The sequence below is a fragment of the Fibrella musci genome (assembly GCF_041321105.1).
Taxonomy (GTDB): domain Bacteria; phylum Bacteroidota; class Bacteroidia; order Cytophagales; family Spirosomataceae; genus Fibrella; species Fibrella musci.
Window position 1 is genome coordinate 676,555 of the sequence record NZ_JBGGWD010000004.1, and the last position, 19,745, is coordinate 696,299.

Consider the following 19,745-nt stretch of genomic DNA (forward strand, 5'->3'; position numbering starts at 1 on the left):
CGTTAGTGAGGTTGACGTGGCGACGACTACGGGCGGTCGGTTGGCGGCGGTGAGCGACACCTTGAACACCTGGCTGGACGTGGCCAGCCCCTTGCTGTCCCGCACTACGAGCTGGACGTTGAAGTTGGTGATGACCGTGTTGGCCCGGGGTGTTTGTGGCGTGAACGTCAGCACGGGGTTGGCCTGGGTGGAGAGGGTGCTGAAGTTATCGGCGTCCCGCCACTCATAAGTGAGCGCGTCACCATCGGGGTCGCTGCTACCGCTACCCGTGAAGGTTACACTCAGAGGCGAGGCACCCGTTAGTGAGGTTGACGTGGCGACAACGACCGGTGGCAGATTGGCCGCCAGGTTTGAAGTGGATACCTTGCCAGAGCCAGTAGGAAGTGTAAAGGCAAACCCAGCGACGCTTCCCAACCAGCATAGGAACAGGAGGCTCATGGATAAGCTGTAACCTGACGGACACAACTTCGAGAAGTGCGTAGACATTTGATCGATAGAAACTAGTATGGGTGATAGGGTTACTGAAGCGCAAAAAACCAACTCACACTGGTAAGCAGGCTAAGCCAACCAACTGACAACGTTTGTATACAAATGGTTAGTTAACATCATAAATCTAGTAACTAGACAGTTGCAGTCAAGAAAAGTCACTCAGCGGTACATATCATATGGGCTGATGCCAGGGGCAGAAGGGCGCATAAAGGCTAAAAAACGAGAGCTGATCCACACTACAGCAGACAGGCCCTCGTTTTGAGACGAAAATCGCTGGTGATACCAAAATCGGTCGGCTTACTCGGCCAGGTTGAAACGTACCTGAACGCCGCCCGCCGTAGTGGCCCGGATGAAGTTGTTCGACACAAGCGGGTCGTTGAAGGTGCGGTCGAAGTAGAAGTTGACGTTGAGGCGGCGGTTTACCACGTAGCTCAACTGCGGGCGCAACTGGAAGTTGACGTTACCCGCTACGATCGTCTGCTCGGCGTCGAGCTTGCGCTGAATCGTGCGGGTGTCGCGCAGGGTCAGGGCCAGGTTGAACGTCAGGTCATTTTTGAGGCGACGCACGGCTCCGTTAATGCGGAACGGCAGGCGTACGTTCTGCTTGGTAAAACCGAGCGAGGCCGTCACGTCTTTGGTCGTGACTTCGGCCACCTGCGCGTTCGAGAGGTTCAGCGCGGCATCGCGCGAGCGGTTGTATTCAAGCGCCCCATTCCAGCGGTTGCGGGTCTGGAAACGTACCCCCACAAATGGCGCAAACCGCTCGGTCATGCTGATCTGACTCATCACAAACACGGGAATGAAGTTGCCCGCCGTGGTGGGGTTGACCGGATCACCGCTGCTGATGTAACGCGACAGCGGGTAACCCGACACTGCCAGATTCACGTACTGCGCCTCGTAACTGAGCGACGACGTGAAGTTGCCCACGCTATAGTTCGATACGTACCGGTGTACGAGGTTAAACGAGCTGAACAGCTTGTTGAACGGCTTCGCCCGGTTCAGGCCGCTGAAGTTCAGGTCCCAGTTGGGGAACGGAATACTGTAGAACGGCGAGTACTTCACCGACTGCGGATTCTGCCCGCTATAGGCTGCGAAAAACGCCGGGATCAGCACGTCCTGCGAGTTTTTGTTGTAAGCGCCGGGGTTTTCGCGCACGGCCGGATTATCGGCTTGCAGGCGGCGCAGGATAATATCGCGGTAGCTTTCAAACCGGTCGAAGATGGGCGAGGTATTGTCGGGGCGGAGGTTTACGAACGTCGTGCCAAACGACAGGTACGACATGCTGTAGCTGCCATTGCGCAACGGCGCCTGACTGCTGAACTGGGCACCCTGCAAGGCTGGCCGGTAAAACTCCTGGTAGCTGTCCGAGCGATTGTAGTTGGCGTTTACGTTTAGGCGGAAATCGCGGAAGGGCTCCAGCGTAGTATTGGCCGTGAACTTCCGGGTGATGGACTGCGTAAATGGCGCGTTCTGCACGATACTCGGCGACAGCAACCCTTTCCGGGCCAGCCGGGCGGCAATGTCGTGGTTCTGATCGCCCAGCACAAAGGGTAGCCCCGGCTCGCCGCCTCTGTCGAGCCCGAACAGACTCGGCGACGACAGGAAGCCCGGCAGCACTGTGTTTTCCTGAATGCTGTAATTGACGTTGATACCCCGTACCGTGAGCAGCGCGCGCACAAACGCTTTGGCCAGCCGGTTGCCGCCGGGGTTGATCTCCTGAATACTGCCGGGGTTCCGGGCAAAGTTCAGCTTCGGCGCATTGGGCGTGTTGGCCCAGCGCAACGACTTGATCTTGTTGTAGAGCAGCACCAGATCGACCCGCCCGTTGATGCCGATTTCGCGGTTGTTGCGGATCGTGTTCCCGAACGGAATGTCCAGCGAATCTCTGATGCCGAACGAATTGGCCTGATACTGGTAGCCGATATTATACGCCAGATCGGCCTGCATCCAGTTGACGATCGGAAATTTGTCGAACGGTACGCGGTACGTGGTGTTAATCGTTTGCTGGTAATTTTTCATCCGGCCGAGACCCTTCACACTGCGCCATACCGAATCGCGCTTGGCTTCGGTGTTGATGTCGCCCTGCGGTTCGTCGATGATGGCGTTGGCCGCCGCCCGGTAGCTCACCACCAGGTTTTTGGTCAGGTTCCAGGTGATGTCGTAATAGCGGTTGAAGAGGAAGTACTTCTCAAACTGCGCCGGAATGCCATTGGTGGTCAGGTCGCTGTTGCGAAGCTGGGTTTTGATGAAACTCCGGTCCACATCGGCCCGCACGGATACCACCGTCGGTAGCAGCGTCAGATTGAAATCGCGCAGCCAATACAGGTATTTTCGTTCCAGACTCTTCACGTTGCGGAACGGCTCGAACGCCCGTGGCTGACTCGTGAAGTTGTACGTAAACCCACCTCGGTACTGTTCCTGCAAGTACTCACCCGTCAGAATGTTGCTGCGGCGAATGTCGTTGAAAGCATAGTTGAAGCCAAAATTCTCGATGTCCCAGGGCCGGGCTTTGGCGTCGGGATTGAGCCGGATCTTCCGTACGTTCGAGAAGTTAATCCCGCGACGGATAGTGTTGTCCTGCACCAGCTTCCGGTATTCAGCCGGGCTGGGTACGTTGCCTTCGGGCAGGCTTGCCAACGATTGTTCCAGCGGCGTGTCGGGGTCAAGTGGGTTGAACTGCGGCGTGACGAGGCGGGCGTCGTAATTAACGTAAACGGGAATTTTCAACCCCCAGTTGGCGGGCAAAAATTTGTCGATCGACAGTGCCGCCGATAGGCCATATTCGGTCGTTTCTTCGCGGGTCCGGTCGGTCGGTTTGGTTTGTACGCCGCCGAAGCCCGCGCTCGAATACCGCCCGGAGGCTGTGATCGTGGCCACGTCGGCCATGCGCAGGTTCAGCGCGCCAATGGCGGCCCGGCCCGACTTCTGTGTGATACCAAAAGCCCGCAGTTCGTCGACCCAGATCGTAAAGGTTTTGGCCTGTTCATCGCCCCCGGCAACCCGTGGATTACGTACCCCGATCATGACGCTTTGCACCGAACTCAGGTCGGGGTTACCCACCACCGTGAGTTGGTAACGCTGCCCGGACGGGCCCGGCAACTGCGACGGCTGCGTGAACGGTAATCGGGTCTGGCGCGTCAGGGCTTTGTTACGGGCGGCTTTCAGATCCGTCAACTCGGTGAAGGCAATGTCCAGCTCGTTCTGTAGGGGCCAGATCTGATCCGACGGAATGTCGCCGATTGGCGATGATTTCAGATTCGGAACTTCAATCTCGTAATAGTTCTCGGTGTAGTCGGTCCCGATACGGATAAAGGCCGATACCTGCCCGTCAATCTGCGGATCGGGGCTGTGCATGTGCACGAACATCTTCAGCCGTTCGCGGAACAGGAAATCGAAGTTGGTGTTACGGAACGCGCCCCGCGAGTCGCCGTCGCGCAGGTTGGTTACGCTCAGCGCCATCGACTGCTCGTTGAGCTGCACGTTGTTGTTGGGCTGCGTGTAATCGACGTCGCGGATGAAGCCCGGCGGTACGTCATACTTGTATTTGGTCGCGCCACCCTGACTGTTCTCTTCCACGTTGACCGCCGACACTTTAAACTGGGCGTCGTAGGGTTCGGGCACTTCCTGCAAGCCCACCTGCGTGAGGTCGCCGTTATACTTCCGGTATTGGTTGGCTTCCATCTGCAACTGCGCAAACCGAAGCACTACCGGCTGCTCGAAGTTGGTCAGATACATCCGGAAAAACCGGATCGACTTGAAGCCATTGATGTTACCCACCCGCCGGTTGAACTCGCGCACCGGAATACGGAACAGGTACCAGTCGGCCCCGGAAGCAGTCACCTTGTCGATGATGTAGCGGTTACCGACCTGAAACGAGTTTTCGTTGATGTCGATCTGGTAGTCGTAATAGGCCTCGTTTTCGTTGATGGTGTTGTCGGTATTGAGGTCTTCAATATCGGGCAGAATCGACGAGGCGGGGGTGGTCAGGTTGTTAAGGTCGTTGGCACTTTCGGGCGAGTTGTTTTCCATGCCCATAAACTGCTTGTAGCGGGCTACAATGTAACGTACCGAGTCGGCCTGCTGCCCCAGATAAAACTGGAAGTCATCGCCCGAGGGGTCGGCCAGGATGCGCCGCTGTGCTTCCTGATTGGTGACGTTGGCACGCACCGCATCCAGAAACGGCTTGAATTTGGCCTGCTCTTCGGCGTTGTTCAGCCCATCGAGACCCACGTCCTGCTTGGGCCGCGCCCCCTCCTGATTGGTGAACGCCTGCGTGACGAACTGCTGCCGGGGCGCTTTCCCCCAAACCGTCTCGACCGTACCGCCACCCAGCCGTACGTTACTGCTGTCGATGGGAATGCCGTTCTCGAAGTTGTAACGACCGTCTTTGACAACGTCTTCCGAGATGTCGCCGAGGTTGAAATGCAACGTACCTGAGCCGGGCCGCTGGTTCGGGATGGTGTTGTCGGGGTTGCCGCGCACCAGGTTGTTTTGCCCGCTAAAGGGGTTCATCATCCAGAACGTGATGTTCTCGACGTTGGCATTGTCGAAATCGGCATCCGACGTGATGGCCCGCGTAATGGCCCCGAAATTTTGCCGTGGGTTTTTGAGCGTCCCGTCGGAATTCAGGTCGGGGTTGTAGTTGTACATGCCTCGTTCCGCCGGGAAATAGGCGATGTCGAGGATGTTTTCGGGCAACTGAATCTGCCGGATCGACCGGCCCGGAAACAGTTCGTTGGGCAAAAACGGCTTTTCGAAGATGTTGCCGTCGTTGGGTACGTTCCCGACGTCGACACCACCGGTGGCGTTGGCTCCCAGATACAGGGTCTGGTCGATACTGTAGGCCGAAATACGCGCCCGCCGGAAACCCGATTCAAGCGAATTGGTACTGCCCTGCGGGAAATCCTGCGGGGTCGCGCCCAGCCGCCAGCGGTTTGGTTGGCGGGTTAGGTCGAAGATGGTGCGGGTAGCTTCAAAATCGTCGATGAAGGCGTTGTTGTTCACCTGCTTCGACACACCGGGGATAAACTCGGCTCCTTCGAATGTAAACTGAACAGCTGATGGCTCTTTGGTCTGAATCAGCGGTAGCCGGTCGAGCAGGCGGGTGAGGCCGGGCGAGTCGCGGCGCAGGTTCACGTCGAACCCAAGCATGGTGTTGTTAACTGGCTCGTTGCCGATGGCCACGCGCGTCAGGAAGCCCGCGGGCGTTTCGCGCATGTTCATGGCCGTCACACCGAAGTTGATTTCGGGCGTCAGCCGGTAGTCGAGCCGCGTGCCAATCAGGGTACGTACCTGATTCTGGAAGAGGTCGGGTAGTTCGAAGCTGATCCGGATTTCGCGTCCCGAATTGTTGACGCTCTCGTTCAGGATACGTACCCGTTGCGCGTCGACCACGTAATCCTGCCCCGGTACCAGCGGCACCCCGCCGGCCGATACCTGCACCGATTCGGGCTTGACACCGTAGGGCAGATCAACGCCCTGCCCCTGCGCCGATTGGAAAGCTCCTTTCAGGAAAAACTTGTTCTTCACGGCAATCTGCTGGGCATCGGCCAGTGTGGTGCGGTAAAGTTCGCTGAATACGTATTTGCTCTGCAACTGCGCCGGGTTGCCACCGTTGTCGGCAGCATTGGCAATCTTTTGCGCGAGGTAGTTGCCAAACGGCTCCAGCACGGGGAAATAGATCTTACCGTTGCGGCTGTCGATGGTGAACCCTTCCACGTAGTCGAAGTTACCGTCGGGCTGATTGTCCAACTGCTGATTGAGCCGGTCGAGGTTGAACACCTGCACCAGTGGTATACCCACCAGCACGTCCTGCAAGGTCGGGTTGTCGATCCCCGTCTGATCGTCTTTGTAGATCACCCGAAACTGGAATCCCTGCCGTGCTATGTTATTCGTGTTCAGCGAATACACGTTCTTCATCATCAGGTTCCACATCGGATTTTGCAGGTTGTTCCGAATGGTCGATGATTTCAGGAGTTTCAGGAAAATGACCCGGTCTTCGCTTTCGCTCTGGTAATCTTCCGTGAGTTCGCCCACCTGGTAGCGTTTGCCCTGAAAGGTGTATTCATACGAAACGGCCAGTACTTCGTCGTTTCGCAGGGCTGTTACCAGCGAGATATAGCCAAGTTCGGGGTTGAAGCGATACTCGCGCTCGGTCAGGCGTTTGGCCCCGCGCAGCAGGTCATAATCCGTTCCTTTCTGGAGCCGGAGCGTGTTGTCGAGCACGTCAGTCGTTTGGTCGACCTGCCGGGCGGAGGGGTTGTTGCGCAGTGACGTAAACAGCGCGTTGGCCCCGTTGCTGGCGGGCGAGCCGCTTCCCAAGCCATTGCCGATAGCCGGGTTGCTACTGTTGAACGGAGCCGGTTCGGCCAGATCGGCAAACCCGACAATGTTACGCAGCTGATCGGTGGTGTTGGTGCGGTTGGTCACATACACTTCAAGGCGCGTCACCGTCACACCGGAGGTCGGCACCGGTAGGCTGCGGAGCGAGCGCTCGTAGTTGGCCCGGAAAAACTGCGACAGGAAGAAATGCCGGTTTTCGTCGTACTGATCGGCCCGAATCTCAAACTGACGGTTGGCCACCCCGCCGCGCAGGACAATCTCCTGTCGTTTCGACCGTTGCTGCGAGAGCACCGTGGTGGCATTCAGCTTGCCGAAGCGGGTTTGCAGCTTAATCCCAAACAGGTTTTGCACGCCGGGAATCAGCTGACTGTTGATGTTCCAACTCAGGTTGCCGACTTCCACGTTTTGCAGAATGCTCTCGTTTTGGGGCGTAAACGGCAACTGCTGATTGGGCTGCACACTGCCAAAACTGGGCAGATTGGGCAGGCCCGGTACCTGCGGCAAGTTGGGCAGGCCGTTGGCTCCAATGCCCGGTATTAGGCCCTGCGGGCGGTAGTTGACCTTCAGCGCATTCTCGAAGTTGAAGCTGGCTTTGGTATCGAAGTTGGCCAACAGCCCCAGCCGCTCACCAACCTGCCCATTGAAGTTGATGCTGATCTGCTCGTTGAAAATGATATTTCCCTGGCTCCGCAGTCGCACCGGAATGGCCGGGTTGTCGATAAACTGGTGGAGATAACCCAGGTCGAGCGATACGAAGCCGTTGGGTTTGAAGTCGATATTATTCCCGCCGAAAATTCGGTCCAGAATGGGGGGCATTTCCAGCTTCGGGATCAAACCACGGCCACTGACGGCACTTTGCCCGTCGCGCCGGGCGGCATATTCGCGAAAGAGCCGGTCTTCGATGCGCTCGTTCTGTAACCGGTTGAACTCTGAATAAGGAATTGCCTCACCGGGACGGTAGGGAAGGCCAATGGGGCGGGTGGGGCTGCCAGTCAGGCTATTAGACGGCGTCGTGATCGGCGCGGCAATGATTGGGCTGGGAGCCGCCGGTACGTTATTACGCGAATCGCCGGTTACGTTGCCGATGCCAGGACGGGGAGCAAGCCGCTCGTTGATGGTCATCGACTTGTCGGGCTGCAGGCGAAAATCCGTGTTCAGCGAGCGCGGGTCACGCAGCTGGTAAGGCGATCGGGGCAGGCGTTCCGAAAAGCGGGTGGCGTAGCGATCGCTCCATTTCAGGGTGGGGCGGCGGTTGGCGTTTTTGATGGCCCGGAGGCTATCCTGCCGTTCCTGGGCAGCGGCTCTGGCGGCAGCCCGCGCCGAGTCGTTGGCCGCCCGGATTTGCTCGGGTGTTCGGGTTGGGGCGGTTGGTGTGTTGCGTCCCCGCCGGGGTGTTTGCTGCGCCCGACCCGGTTTGCTGCCCAGCGTTAGCAACAAGGTGAGCGTTGCCAACAGGCAAAAGGTATATTGCCAACGCCCATCGCGGTATAGGATAGGCGCGTAATGCATTGAAAATGAAAAGGGTTGGCCGGTAAAACGCTTCACCATGTCTGGTGTATAATCAAAAGAATAAACAAGGCAGTAGATTTAGCCGTTAACACAACGGCTAAAACCGGGCCAATCGTATCAGGTATTAGATAAGAATTAAAAGTTAAGCGCAAAGGGTTGACTTACGTACCGAAAGGGGATAAGTTTAGCCCCTGAAGGCCCTACCAGACACTTATCGAAGCGCCTTCCGGATGATGTCTTCCACGCTCAGCTCGGGCTCGGCGCGAATAATATCGTCCACGCTTTTCTCGGCCGATGGGCGGGGGAAACCCAGGGCGACCAGCGCGGCAAGGGCCTCTTCGCGAACGGGGTTGCCCGCCTGCTGCCGGTAGGTAGGTACGTCGGGAAGTAGCCCGGCTTTTTTCATACGGTCTTTCAGCTCCAAAATAATACGCTGCGCGGTTTTCGCCCCGATGCCTTTGATAGCCTGCACAGCCCGAACGTTCTCGCTCATAATGGCCAGGCGCAGGTCTTGTGGCGACATCGCTGATAGCATACCCAACGCCGTATTGGGCCCAACGCCACTGACGCTGATGAGCTCGCGGAACAGCGTTTTCTCGTCGGCGTTGGCAAAACCGAACAGTGTCTGGTTGTCTTCGCGAAAATGATGATGGATGAACAGCTTTACCTTATCGCCGCCGCCAGGCAACGTCGAGTAAGTCTGTAGCGAGATAAAGACTTCGTAGCCAACGCCTTTTACGTCGATAATGGTATAGGCAGGCTCTTTATACGACAAGGTGCCGTCGAGATAAGCGATCATAACTTGATGTACAATGTATAATGAACGATGTACAATGGGCTGACGCAGTTGTACAGTAGCGCATAGCCATTGTACATCGTTCATTATACATTGTACACTATCAATTACCCCACTACTAGCTTCATGCCCGGCTTGACGCTGTTGCCCTTGATGTGATTCATCTTTTTGAGCTTGTCGATCGGGATGCCGCCGTAGCGTTGTGAGATATTCCAGAGGGTATCGCCGCTCTGCACACGGTGGTATTTAGCTTTGACCCGGCCACCCCGTTCGTCGGCAGCCGTTTTTCGATGCCCCTTGTGGTCTGAACCCTGCTGAGCCATGCGCTCGGTGTGGGTTTCACCCGCTTCACGCAGAATGAGCAGCTTCTGCCCCACGCGCACTTTGGTAGAGCGCAGGTGATTCCATTGCTTCAGGTCATAGAGTTCGACGTGGTAGCGGTCGGCAATATCCCCCAGGTTATCGCCACGTTTCACGGTATGCGTCAGCTTGCGGGGCTTTTTCAAGACGACGGCTTCCAGATCGTCAGCCTCGGGTATGTCGTTTTCGGCCACCACCGCTGCTGCCGTGCTAGCACTGGCCGTCAGGGTGGGGTCACTCCAGCGGCTGGCAACCCGCCAGTTGGTCGGGTCGTTGACGGAGTCGCGGGTGGGAGTAAGCTCTTCGCTATGAGCCAGCAGCATATTGGCCATCATAACCGGCATTTTCGACGCCGAATCCATAATGGCCTGCCGCTGTGTCTCGAACTGATGGAACCGCTCGCTGGGCAGACGCAGCACGTGGCCCCGCGTGTATTCGGGCAGAATCCCGGTGACGATGGCAGGGTTGAGCTTTTGAATGGCCGACAGCGACATATTGGTCAGATCGGCGAGGGTTTTCAGGTTTAGGTAGCTGTTAACCTGAATGGTATCAAAGGCCAGCGGGTAGTCGGGCCGTTCAGGGTGAATGCCGTGGTCGGGGCCATGGTTCATCATGTACGTCATGGCGATGAACTGCGGCACGTAAGAGCGCGTCTCTTTGGGCAGGCCTTCGTAACAGGTCCAGAAGGTAGTGCCACCCGTGCGGCGCATGGCCCGGCGCACGGCCCCCGGCCCGCAGTTGTAGGCTGCCATGGATAATTCCCAGTCGCCAAAAATGCGATACAGATCTTTCAGGTACCGACAAGCCGCCTCGGTGGCCTTCACGGGGTCCATCCGATCATCAACGTAGTCATCGATATTAAGGTTGAAATCACGACCGGTGTAGGGCATAAACTGCCAGAGGCCACCCGCACCCACCCTCGACATCGCCCGCGGATTCAGAGCCGACTCGACGATCGACAGGTACTTCAGCTCGTCGGGCATGTTGTACTTGGCGAGCGTCTTTTCGTAGAGCGGAAAATAGAACGGCATCCGCTCCATCACCATGCGCGTATAGCTGGGCTTCCGGTAGGTGAAGTAATCGATGAAATTATGGACGACCCGGTTGTACGGCAGCGGAATCTGGCGTTGCAGCCGCGGCAGCCGTTCCCGAAGCAGTGCTTCCGGTACCGATGGCAGGTTCAGTACTTCTTCAACCACAAACGCAGAGTCGAGCTGCATGGTATCGGCGATGGCCTCCTGAACGGTCACTTTCGGTGTGGGCCGGTTGGCTTGAGCCTGTGCCATCTGGGGGAGCATGGCGGTGAAGCTCATCAGAAAGCCGCAACCAAGCTGGTACAGTCGTTTCGTCATGTGGGTCATTTACGTGTTACGAGTTCGTTGGAGGAAGGATGTACGCGCACTGGTAAGCAAAGCCAATAGCTCAAAGAGACTAATCATCAAACCGCGACGGTTGGCTCCAGGGCGTCGGCCATAGCCACTAGTAATCCTTCCTGAAAAGGAGGTGCCAGCAGTTGCAGGCCAATGGGCAACCCATCAAGGTCTGTGCCATTCGGAATCGAGATGGCCGGATACCCCGTCACATTAGCTTGAACGGTGAAAATATCGGCTAAGTATGCCGCTACCGGATCGTCGTTTTCTTCGCCCAGCCGGAAGGCCGTTGTGGGCGTCGTGGGCATCAGCAGCAAGTCATACTCGGCAAAGATCCGCTCGGTTTCGTTGCGCACCAACCGACGTACCTGCTGCGCCTTGGTATAATAGGCATCGTAGTAGCTGGCGCTCAGCGCGAACGTACCCAGCAGAATCCGCCGACGTACCTCAGCCCCAAAACCTTCGGTGCGGCTCTGTTTGTACATCGCTACGAGGTCGGCCACGGGGGCCTGGGTCCGGTGACCATACCGCACGCCATCAAAGCGCGACAGGTTCGACGAGGCCTCGGCGGTGGTCAGAATGTAATAGGTTGGTAAAAGGTGCTTTAGCAATGACAACGACACCGGCTCGACCGCATGGCCCTGGGTACGTAGGCGATCGATCGCGGCCTGGGTTGCCTGGCGGATAGCCGGAGCCACCCCGTCGCTCTCTACACCATCGAGCAGATACGCAATGCGCAACGGCCGATCGGGCAGGGTTGCCGTGCTGTAGGCTTCCACCGCCTGCTGGGCTACCGTATTGTCGAATGCATCGGGGCCGGCCATCACTTCCAGCAGGAGCGCGGCGTCGTAGGCATCGTTGGCAATGGGACCGATGCAATCAAACGAGGAAGCGTAGGCGATCAACCCCCAGCGACTGATGCGGCCGTAGGTAGGCTTCAGGCCAACAACGCCACAAAACGCTGCCGGTTGCCGCACCGAGCCACCCGTATCCGAGCCAATACTGGCCAGACAAAGACCTGCCTGCACTGCCACCGCCGAGCCGCCGCTGCTGCCGCCCGGCACCCGGTCGGGGTCGGCGGTATTCCGTACGGGGCCAAACGCCGATGTTTCGTTAGCGGACCCCATCGCAAACTCATCGCAGTTTTGCCGCCCGATGATGATCGCATCGGCGGCCAGCAACCGTTCTACGGCTGTTGCCGTAAACTGCGCGTTGAAACCGTCGAGAATGTGGCTACCGGCCCGAAGGCCGTGCCCGGCGTAACTCAGCACATCCTTGATGCCGATAACCATTCCGTGCAGTCGCCCAATCAAGGCGGGATCGGCGAGGCGTCGGGCATCGAGTTCATCAGCCCGCTGCCGGGCTTCGTCGGCGTAGACCTCGGTAAAGGCGTTGAGGTGCTGATGGTCGTTGATGCGGGTGAGGTACTGCTCGACCAATTGGCGGCAGGTGAGCGTACCCGTGGCCAGATCGGCCTGAACAGCGCGGAAAGAACGGTACAGTGAAGGCATGAAAAAGAGGTTCCGTTTACCGCGATGGGCTCCCTGCTGAAGAGGGGCTAACCGGAAACGTTGAAAGATCCCAGACTAATTTAAAAACAGACAACCGGGCGTCCTGGGGGCGTCCGGTTGTGAGCATATGGCTATATGAGCGGTTACTTCGTTTCCTTAAGGCCGTCTTCGATGTTCTCGCGGACGTCTTTGGTAGCATCCTTAAACTCGCGGATACCCTTACCAAGACCACGGGCCAGTTCAGGCAGTTTCTTGGCACCAAAGAACAATAATAGCGCTAAGAAAATGAGCAGCATCTCTTGACCGCCCAGACCCATAATTGCATAAATGGATGCTGTAATCATGATTGAGTTTGTTTTAACACGTTGACAAAAATACGAAAATGTTTTGGGTATGGATTCTTTCTCAGATTAAACTGAAAAAACGGTTGTCCTTACTCAAGGTCAATAACTTTTCCCGTTACCCGGGCTTGTTCGCGTTCCCAACTGCGGAAGTTGATCAGTTCGTTCTGCAAGGAGTTGAACAGCCACACCATCAGGGCGATGTCGTCGGCGAACCCAACAAACGGCAGCACGTCGGGGATCACATCGATGGGAGATACGAAATAAACCAGCGATGCCAGCACCGAAACAATGGTTTTGGTCGAAATCTGGCGATAGTCGCCTGATGCGTAAGCTTTTACCAGGCGGCTCAGCAAGCCAATTTGCTCCCGAAACCCGACGCCATCATCGCCCGACACGCTTTTGCTTTTGTTGAGCGCCTCCCGGATCAACGCCAGCATGCCGAGGCCATTTTTAGCGTAACGACCCGCCCGACGAGTTGAGCGGCGAAAGAAAATAGAACTGAGTACCTTGGCAATAAGACTACTTTTGGCCATTGAGTTAAGTGTTGTTCGAGTGAATGTGTACTGTCACCGATGACAGAACAGACGTATAACAAGTTTGCCAGCGAAAAAGTGTTCCGAAAAGCAGATCACATTGGCCTTTTCGATTGACCCGCCCCCTCAAGCGCTGAAATTCCGACGAACGAGGCTCGCATAGAGACCGGTTTTATCGATTCATTCACCAGCTTGTAGCCGGTAACGTATCCAGGTTTGCCGATGCTCTTGGGCAAGCAGAGAGGACGAAGAGCGATTGGAGGCGTTCCGAACGATACCCGTCTATTCGGCGTACAAAGAGTGAATCCATAGATTCACAGGTGCCGGCACTAGCCCGATGCCCCAGAACACTCCATTGTCCGGTTATTCAGGGCTATCAGCTTGTGTGGATTATCGCCTTTATCATTAGTTCATAAATCCATGAAAAAGGCAACAAGAGTCATGGTTCTTACTAGTTAGTATGTCAATAGTGCAAGTTTTTGGTTCTACAGGTTTCATATGAGTATTTTTCGTCTAACTTTGAGGTTAGATTTGCTGTACGCCTGAGCTTGCCGTAACGCTCAACAACTATATGCTTTTCCAGCTTTCATCTGGTCAATTGCAAATTGGCATTATCGGCCTTGGGTACGTTGGTTTGCCCTTGGCGATCGAATTCGGGAAAGAATGGCCCACCATTGGATTTGATATCAATCAGGCTCGTGTCGACGCACTCAAAAAGGGAACTGATCACACCCGGGAGGTGTCTGAAACCGCTTTCGGCGACAGTGCACATGTTCGATTTACGGGCAATGTAGCCGATCTGGCCGACTGTACGGTTTACATCGTAACCGTGCCCACACCAATCGATAAATACAAATCGCCCGATCTGACGGCGCTGTTGGCTGCCTCTCGCATGGTGGGGGCACACCTGAAACGAGGCGATCTGGTTGTCTATGAATCAACCGTTTATCCCGGCTGCACTGAAGAAGACTGCGTGCCGGTGCTGGAGGCTGCCAGCGGGTTGCGCTACAATGAGGATTTCTTCTGTGGCTATTCGCCCGAGCGGATCAGCCCCGGCGACAAGGAGCGAAATGTATCGCAGATCCTGAAAATTACGTCGGGGTCAACACCTGCCGTTGCCCGCTATGTCGATCAGTTATACAGCCGGATCATCAAAGCAGGAACGTACCTGGCCCCATCGATCAAAGTGGCGGAAGCTGCCAAAGCCATCGAAAACGCGCAGCGCGACGTCAATATTTCGTTTGTTAATGAACTGGCTCTGATTTTTGACCGGCTGGGCATCGACACCATGGACGTGCTGGAAGCTGCCGCCACCAAATGGAATTTCCTGAAGTTTTGGCCCGGTCTGGTGGGGGGGCATTGCATTAGCGTAGATCCCTATTACCTGGCTCATAAAGCCCAAAGTGTCGGGTATCATCCGCAGGTGATTCTGTCGGGGCGGCGCGTCAACGACGACATGCCCATTTATGTAGCCAACAAACTGGTTAAGGCCATGATCCGGGCGGGCCTGTCGATAGCGGGCTCGTCGGTGCTGCTGCTTGGCGTGACGTTCAAAGAAAATTGCCCCGACATCCGTAACACCAAAGTCATTGACATCTACCAGGAACTTACGGGCTTCGGCATGAAAGTCGACATCCACGACCCCTGGGCCAGTGCCGATGACGTGTATGCCGACTATGGCATCCGGCTGGTAGAGCAGCCCGGCCGCTGCCAGTACGATGGAGTCGTTCTGGCCGTGGCGCACGAGGAATTCCTGACCCTGGACCTACAGGAATTATGCCGCAGCGAGTTGTCGATTATTTATGATCTGAAGTCGGTACTCGACCGGACGAAAGTGTCGATGCGAATCTAAGTTCTTCTAATTCAATACTGAATGCGTCTTTTTATCCTTATCGTTCTCTGTTGTCTCGTCGGCTCGCCGATCGCCTGGGCGCAATCGAAAAAGCAAACGCGCCGCGATGTGATGACCTATTTTCAGCAGCCCGATCAGGATAGCGCGTCTGTAAGGCCCAGCCATGTGCCTGCCTATACCTACAGACTACAGGCGGGGGATATCCTGGCCATATCGGTGTCGAGTTTGAATGCCGATGCCGATATGACGTTCAATCCCTTTAGCCGTCCCGGTGTCGCGTCGCTAGGGAGCGTGGCTGGCCGCGAAAACAGCAACAACCTGCCTATCGGCTACCGGGTAAGTGAGGCCGGCACGATCCACTTCCCCAAACTAAATCAGGTGCCGGTGGCGGGGCGCACGCTGAGCGAACTGGAAACCATGCTGCGCGATACGCTACAGGCGTTTCTTCGGGAACCCTACGTTTCGGCGCGGCTGCTCAACTTCAAAATTTCGGTGCTGGGCGAGGTACAGCAACCGTCGGTATTCACGGTCCAAAACGAGAAAATCACATTGACCGAGGCCATCAGCTTAGCCGGTGACCTGACGGTCTACGGCAAACGGGAGAATGTGCTGGTCGTGCGCGAGACCGCCACCAAACGGGCGTTTATCCGGGTCGATCTCACCGACCGATCCTTGTTCGACTCGCCGGCTTATTACCTCAAACCCAACGATATGATTTACGTAGAAGCGAAAAATGGCAAGAAAATACAGGCCAGCAAGCTGTTTCCCTACGTACCTGTGATCGTCAGTGGGCTTACCCTCATTGCCACCGTTGTTTTGAATCTGATAAGGTAGATGTATTTCCTCAATTCTTAACCCCTGCGCTACCCGTCGATACGCATCATGGCAAACCAGGAAACCGACACGAATCAGTTTGGTCAGGAGTACATCAAGTTTCTGGCTACCAAATACCTGCGTAACTGGTATTGGTTTGTGCTGGCGCTGGTGCTGAGCGTTATCGGTATGTTTACGTACCTCACGACGGTCAAACACACGTTCAGCGCGCAGGCCAGCATCCTGATCAAAGACGAAGACGACTCGGGCGGGTCGGCCAAGCAGGATCTGATGCAGGAACTGGACATGTTCGGCCCCAAAAAACAGGTCGAGAACGAGATCGAAGTGCTGAAGTCGTTCAAGCTGGCCAAAAAGGTAGTAGAGGATCTGGGCCTCGATATAGTCTATTCCTACAAAGACCGCTGGCGGGTACGTGACATTTACCGGGATGCCCCCATTGTGGTCAACGTGCTGAAACCCATCAATTCGGCTTACGACATTCCATACCCGGTAACCGTTGTGGCCGACAAAGCGATTATCGACGGCGTAAGCTGTCCATTCGGAAAGCCCACGACCTCGCCACTGGGTCTGGTTATTGTCACCCGCCGCGACAGCGCATCGACCCGGCATGACCAGATTACGGTGACCATGGAGCACCCGGTCGATGTGATCAAGTCGTTTGTAAAGCGCCTGCGGGTGTCACAGCCCAATAAATCGGCCTCGGTGCTGTTCCTGACAATGGAAGACCACGCGCCCGACCGGGCCGAGAAATACCTCGACCGGCTGATTTACTTCTACGAACTGATGTCGTTGCAGGATAAGAACCGGGTGGCGGCCAACACGCTACGGTTTGTCGAAGATCGGCTGGGCATCATTTCCCGCGAACTCACCGCCGTCGAGAGCGACATACAGCGCTACAAAACCAACTCGGGGATCGTTGACCTCAGCTCCGAATCGGCGCTGTTTCTCGATAAAGTCAAGGAGAACGACGCGCAGCTGGGGCAGGTAAATATTCAGCTGGGTACGTTGAAAGAAGTCGAAAACTACATTGCCAGCAAACCCGGCACGCGAGTGGTGGCACCCGCTACGGTTGGCCTCGACAGCCCCACGCTGACGGCCCTGATCGGTAACCTCTTTGAACTGGAAGGGCAACGCTCAACGCTGATTCGGACTGTACCGGAAAAGTCGATTCCCATCGAAACGATCGACGAGCAGATTCGGAGCACCAAGCGCAACATTGCCGACAACGTGCAGACACTGCGCCGGATTCTGCTGGCTACGCAGAGCAGCCTGCAAACCAACAACAAGCGGATTGAGTCGACAATCCGTACCATACCGCTCAAAGAACGGCAACTGCTCGACATTTCCCGGCAGGCCAGCATTAAGGGAAATCTGTATACGTACCTGTTGCAGAAACGCGAAGAAACGGCCATGTCGTTCGCCTCGACGGTATCCGACCTCCGCGTGATCGATGATGCGCAGGCCGAACCACAGCCCGTCAAGCCCGTCAAGCGCAACTACTACCTGGTGGCCATGCTGATTGGGCTGCTACTGCCCGTGCTGGTGCTCTGGCTGATCGACTATTTCAATAACAAAATCAGCCGGAAAGCGCAGGTCGAAGCCGCCACCGACACACCCATTATCGGCGAGGTGAGCCAATCCGACACGGCTCAGTCACCCTTGCTGGTTACGGCCAAAAGCCGATCGCTGCTCGCAGAGCAAATCCGGGCGTTGCGGACCAATATTCAGTTTTTTAACGCCGATGGCGGCGATAAACAGACGATTCTGGTAACCTCAAACATCAGCGGCGAGGGTAAATCGTTTATCTCGCTTAATCTGGGGGCTAGTCTGGCCATTGCTGATAAGAAGGTGGTCATGCTGGAACTGGACATGCGGAGGCCTAAACTGCACCGCTACATCAACGAAGCCACTCCTAAAGGGGTATCGAGTTATCTGGCCGGGCAGGCTACGCTCGACGAAATCATCAAGCCCGTAGAAGGATACCCGAATTTATTTTTCATTCCCTGCGGCATCATTCCGCCCAACCCGGCTGAACTGATTGGGGGTGAAAAAATGCGCTACCTGTTCGAAAACCTGCGCGAGCATTTTGATACGGTTATTGTCGATTCACCGCCGGTAGGGCTGGTCACCGATGCCAATATCCTGGCGCGGCACGCAACCATGACGCTCTACATCGTGCGGCACCTGTATACGGCTAAGGGATACTTGAAAAATATCGATACCCTCTACAAGGAAAAGCGCTTCCCAAACATGTGCCTGATCATCAACGGCATCAGGGCCGAGAAAGACTACGAATACAATTATGGCTACGGGTACGATGCCGGTTACGGCTACATGTACCGATCGACGTATGGGGAGGAGACTGACAGGGTGAGAAAGGTGGCCAGAAAAGGATTCAGCTTCAATTTCTGGAACAGGAAATAAACACGCAACCAATCAGGCATCGTATCCCCATGGCGTTTGATGTACGATTCATCCTCATTTCGCTGCTCGGTATCATCCTTCTAAACGTCTTCTCTGAGTTTACAGGGTTGGAGGTGCTGTCAATCGGTTTTTCGCTGTACACGTTTCTAATTTTTGTTCACAACGTTGGCCGAACCATCGCCATCCGCGAGTTGATGACATTTGTGGCCGCCCTACAAGTTGTGCTAGCACCGTCACTGGAACTGGCTGATGCGCCCAATAGTATGGCAGTATCATCGACCGATTATCTGAGTTATGCGTTGCCGGCCGTTGTTGCTTTTTCGGTTGGTTTGAATTGGCCACTGATCAAGACCAAATCTCATATTGATTTACTAGCTTCTGTAAAAGATTATGTGAAGGGGAAAGAAAAAACGAGTTTTATTTTGTTGATTCTCGGTATTATAGGTTCTTTCTTTTTTAATTATGCTCCTGTTCAAATAAAAGCGCTCGTCTATTTGTTTGCCGTTTGTTTGTATGCCTCTGTAATGTATGCACATTATTCAGGAAGCAAATTTAAGTATGTGACGTTGGCAATCGCCTTGGGCTTATTGCTATACATAACCGTGCGCGATGGTATGTTCGGGCACATGATTTTATGGGTGACGCTATACGTACTAGTTGTCTTAGTAGGTACAAAAAAAGGAACGAGCCTAATCGTAAAACTAACCTTGATAGGCTCTTGTGCTCTTTTTGTTTTATTGGCTCAATCTGTGAAGATGGAGTATCGAATAAAAACATGGGGCGATAGTCCGGAAAATCGAAAAGGTGATTTAAATCTGATGGTCAATTTATTCGTACAACGGATTAATGACCCTGACTTCCTATTTGGCAAAAACCATCTGTACGCGACTTATCATCGGCTGAATCAGGGCGGGTTAATTGCGCAGACGATGGCTTATGTGCCTCATTACGAGCCTTTCGCTAATGGAGAGTTGTTAGCACATTTCATCTACCCATTTATCCCCCGGATCATCTGGAGCGGAAAGCCAATAACGGGTGGCGCAGCGAATATAACCCGATTCACGCCGCTGGTGCCGGATGGAATCACGAGTTCTAATATATCGCCTTTCGGCGAAGGGTATGTTAATTTTGGTCGAATAGGAGGTGTGATTTTTTTATTTTTTTTTGGCATGTTGTTTAACTACTGTTTTCTAAACGTCATAAAGATAGCAGAGTCTAGGCCATCTCTTCTGCTTTGGATTCCCTGCTTGTTCACGGGCTGTCTTTCTCTTGAGACAGATGTGCTCTCGACCTGGGGTAGTTTTGTGACAATGTCTATGTTCTTGGTTGTCTTTTGGTTTGTTACTAAACGTATGAAACTACAGTTGTAATCAGTAGATTA

Annotated in this window: 11 protein-coding genes; 4 read left to right on the forward strand and 7 right to left on the reverse strand. The window is 55.1% G+C overall.

Features of this window, described 5'->3' with window-relative positions; translation table 11 throughout:
- The 7 genes from ACAW74_RS15995 to ACAW74_RS16025 form a co-directional block, all read right to left on the reverse strand.
- Nucleotides 1-438: PKD domain-containing protein (locus ACAW74_RS15995; protein ID WP_370699211.1), on the reverse strand; the 438-nt coding region annotated here is incomplete at its 3' end.
- 348 nt (nucleotides 439-786) lie between these two features.
- A complete protein-coding gene (gene sov / locus ACAW74_RS16000; RefSeq protein WP_370699212.1) occupies nucleotides 787-8,340 on the reverse strand; it encodes a T9SS outer membrane translocon Sov/SprA in 7,554 nt (2,517 codons plus the stop codon).
- Between the two features lie 211 nt (nucleotides 8,341-8,551).
- Entirely contained in the window at nucleotides 8,552-9,139 is a 588-nt protein-coding gene (gene ruvA, locus ACAW74_RS16005; protein WP_015330683.1) for a Holliday junction branch migration protein RuvA, read from the reverse strand.
- 104 nt (nucleotides 9,140-9,243) lie between these two features.
- The gene (locus ACAW74_RS16010; RefSeq protein ID WP_370699213.1) at nucleotides 9,244-10,848 is read right to left on the reverse strand and encodes a lytic transglycosylase domain-containing protein; all 1,605 of its coding nucleotides are present in this window, start codon (nucleotides 10,846-10,848) and stop codon (nucleotides 9,244-9,246) included.
- An 86-nt stretch (nucleotides 10,849-10,934) separates the two neighbouring features.
- On the reverse strand, nucleotides 10,935-12,377 hold the full coding sequence (gene gatA / locus ACAW74_RS16015) for an Asp-tRNA(Asn)/Glu-tRNA(Gln) amidotransferase subunit GatA (protein WP_370699214.1): 1,443 nt from the start codon (nucleotides 12,375-12,377) through the stop codon (nucleotides 10,935-10,937).
- Nucleotides 12,378-12,520: 143 nt separating this feature from the next.
- On the reverse strand, nucleotides 12,521-12,721 hold the full coding sequence (locus ACAW74_RS16020) for a Sec-independent protein translocase subunit TatA/TatB (RefSeq protein WP_015330686.1): 201 nt from the start codon (nucleotides 12,719-12,721) through the stop codon (nucleotides 12,521-12,523).
- A gap of 89 nt (nucleotides 12,722-12,810) precedes the next feature.
- Nucleotides 12,811-13,254, reverse strand: a complete 444-nt coding sequence (locus ACAW74_RS16025; RefSeq protein ID WP_370699215.1) for a YkvA family protein — start codon at nucleotides 13,252-13,254, stop codon at nucleotides 12,811-12,813.
- A gap of 571 nt (nucleotides 13,255-13,825) precedes the next feature.
- Here ACAW74_RS16025 and ACAW74_RS16030 point away from each other — a divergent pair.
- From ACAW74_RS16030 to ACAW74_RS16045, 4 genes are read left to right on the forward strand one after another with little or no spacing between them, the layout of a single operon-like run.
- Nucleotides 13,826-15,106 (forward strand): nucleotide sugar dehydrogenase, encoded by a 1,281-nt coding sequence (locus ACAW74_RS16030; RefSeq protein ID WP_370699216.1) that lies wholly within the window; start codon nucleotides 13,826-13,828, stop codon nucleotides 15,104-15,106.
- A gap of 21 nt (nucleotides 15,107-15,127) precedes the next feature.
- Entirely contained in the window at nucleotides 15,128-15,940 is an 813-nt protein-coding gene (locus ACAW74_RS16035; protein WP_370699217.1) for a polysaccharide biosynthesis/export family protein, read from the forward strand.
- 48 nt (nucleotides 15,941-15,988) lie between these two features.
- Nucleotides 15,989-18,364 carry a GumC family protein gene (locus ACAW74_RS16040; RefSeq protein WP_370699218.1) on the forward strand — a complete coding sequence of 792 codons (2,376 nt, stop codon included), beginning with the start codon at nucleotides 15,989-15,991 and terminating at the stop codon, nucleotides 18,362-18,364.
- A 29-nt stretch (nucleotides 18,365-18,393) separates the two neighbouring features.
- On the forward strand, nucleotides 18,394-19,734 hold the full coding sequence (locus tag ACAW74_RS16045) for a DUF8712 domain-containing protein (protein WP_370699219.1): 1,341 nt from the start codon (nucleotides 18,394-18,396) through the stop codon (nucleotides 19,732-19,734).
- The last annotated feature ends 11 nt before the right edge of the window (nucleotides 19,735-19,745 follow it).

Bases quoted from the DNA above. Each gene is read 5' to 3' on its own strand.
- sov (WP_370699212.1), bottom strand. From the start codon at position 8,340: ATGCATTACGCGCCTATCCTATACCGCGATGGGCGTTGGCAATATACC.
- ACAW74_RS16040 (WP_370699218.1), top strand. From the start codon at position 15,989: ATGGCAAACCAGGAAACCGACACGAATCAGTTTGGTCAGGAGTACATC.
- gatA (WP_370699214.1), bottom strand. From the start codon at position 12,377: ATGCCTTCACTGTACCGTTCTTTCCGCGCTGTTCAGGCCGATCTGGCC.
- ACAW74_RS16010 (WP_370699213.1), bottom strand. From the start codon at position 10,848: ATGACGAAACGACTGTACCAGCTTGGTTGCGGCTTTCTGATGAGCTTC.
- ACAW74_RS16045 (WP_370699219.1), top strand. From the start codon at position 18,394: ATGGCGTTTGATGTACGATTCATCCTCATTTCGCTGCTCGGTATCATC.
- ACAW74_RS16020 (WP_015330686.1), bottom strand. From the start codon at position 12,721: ATGATTACAGCATCCATTTATGCAATTATGGGTCTGGGCGGTCAAGAG.
- ruvA (WP_015330683.1), bottom strand. From the start codon at position 9,139: ATGATCGCTTATCTCGACGGCACCTTGTCGTATAAAGAGCCTGCCTAT.
- ACAW74_RS16030 (WP_370699216.1), top strand. From the start codon at position 13,826: ATGCTTTTCCAGCTTTCATCTGGTCAATTGCAAATTGGCATTATCGGC.
- ACAW74_RS16035 (WP_370699217.1), top strand. From the start codon at position 15,128: ATGCGTCTTTTTATCCTTATCGTTCTCTGTTGTCTCGTCGGCTCGCCG.
- ACAW74_RS16025 (WP_370699215.1), bottom strand. From the start codon at position 13,254: ATGGCCAAAAGTAGTCTTATTGCCAAGGTACTCAGTTCTATTTTCTTT.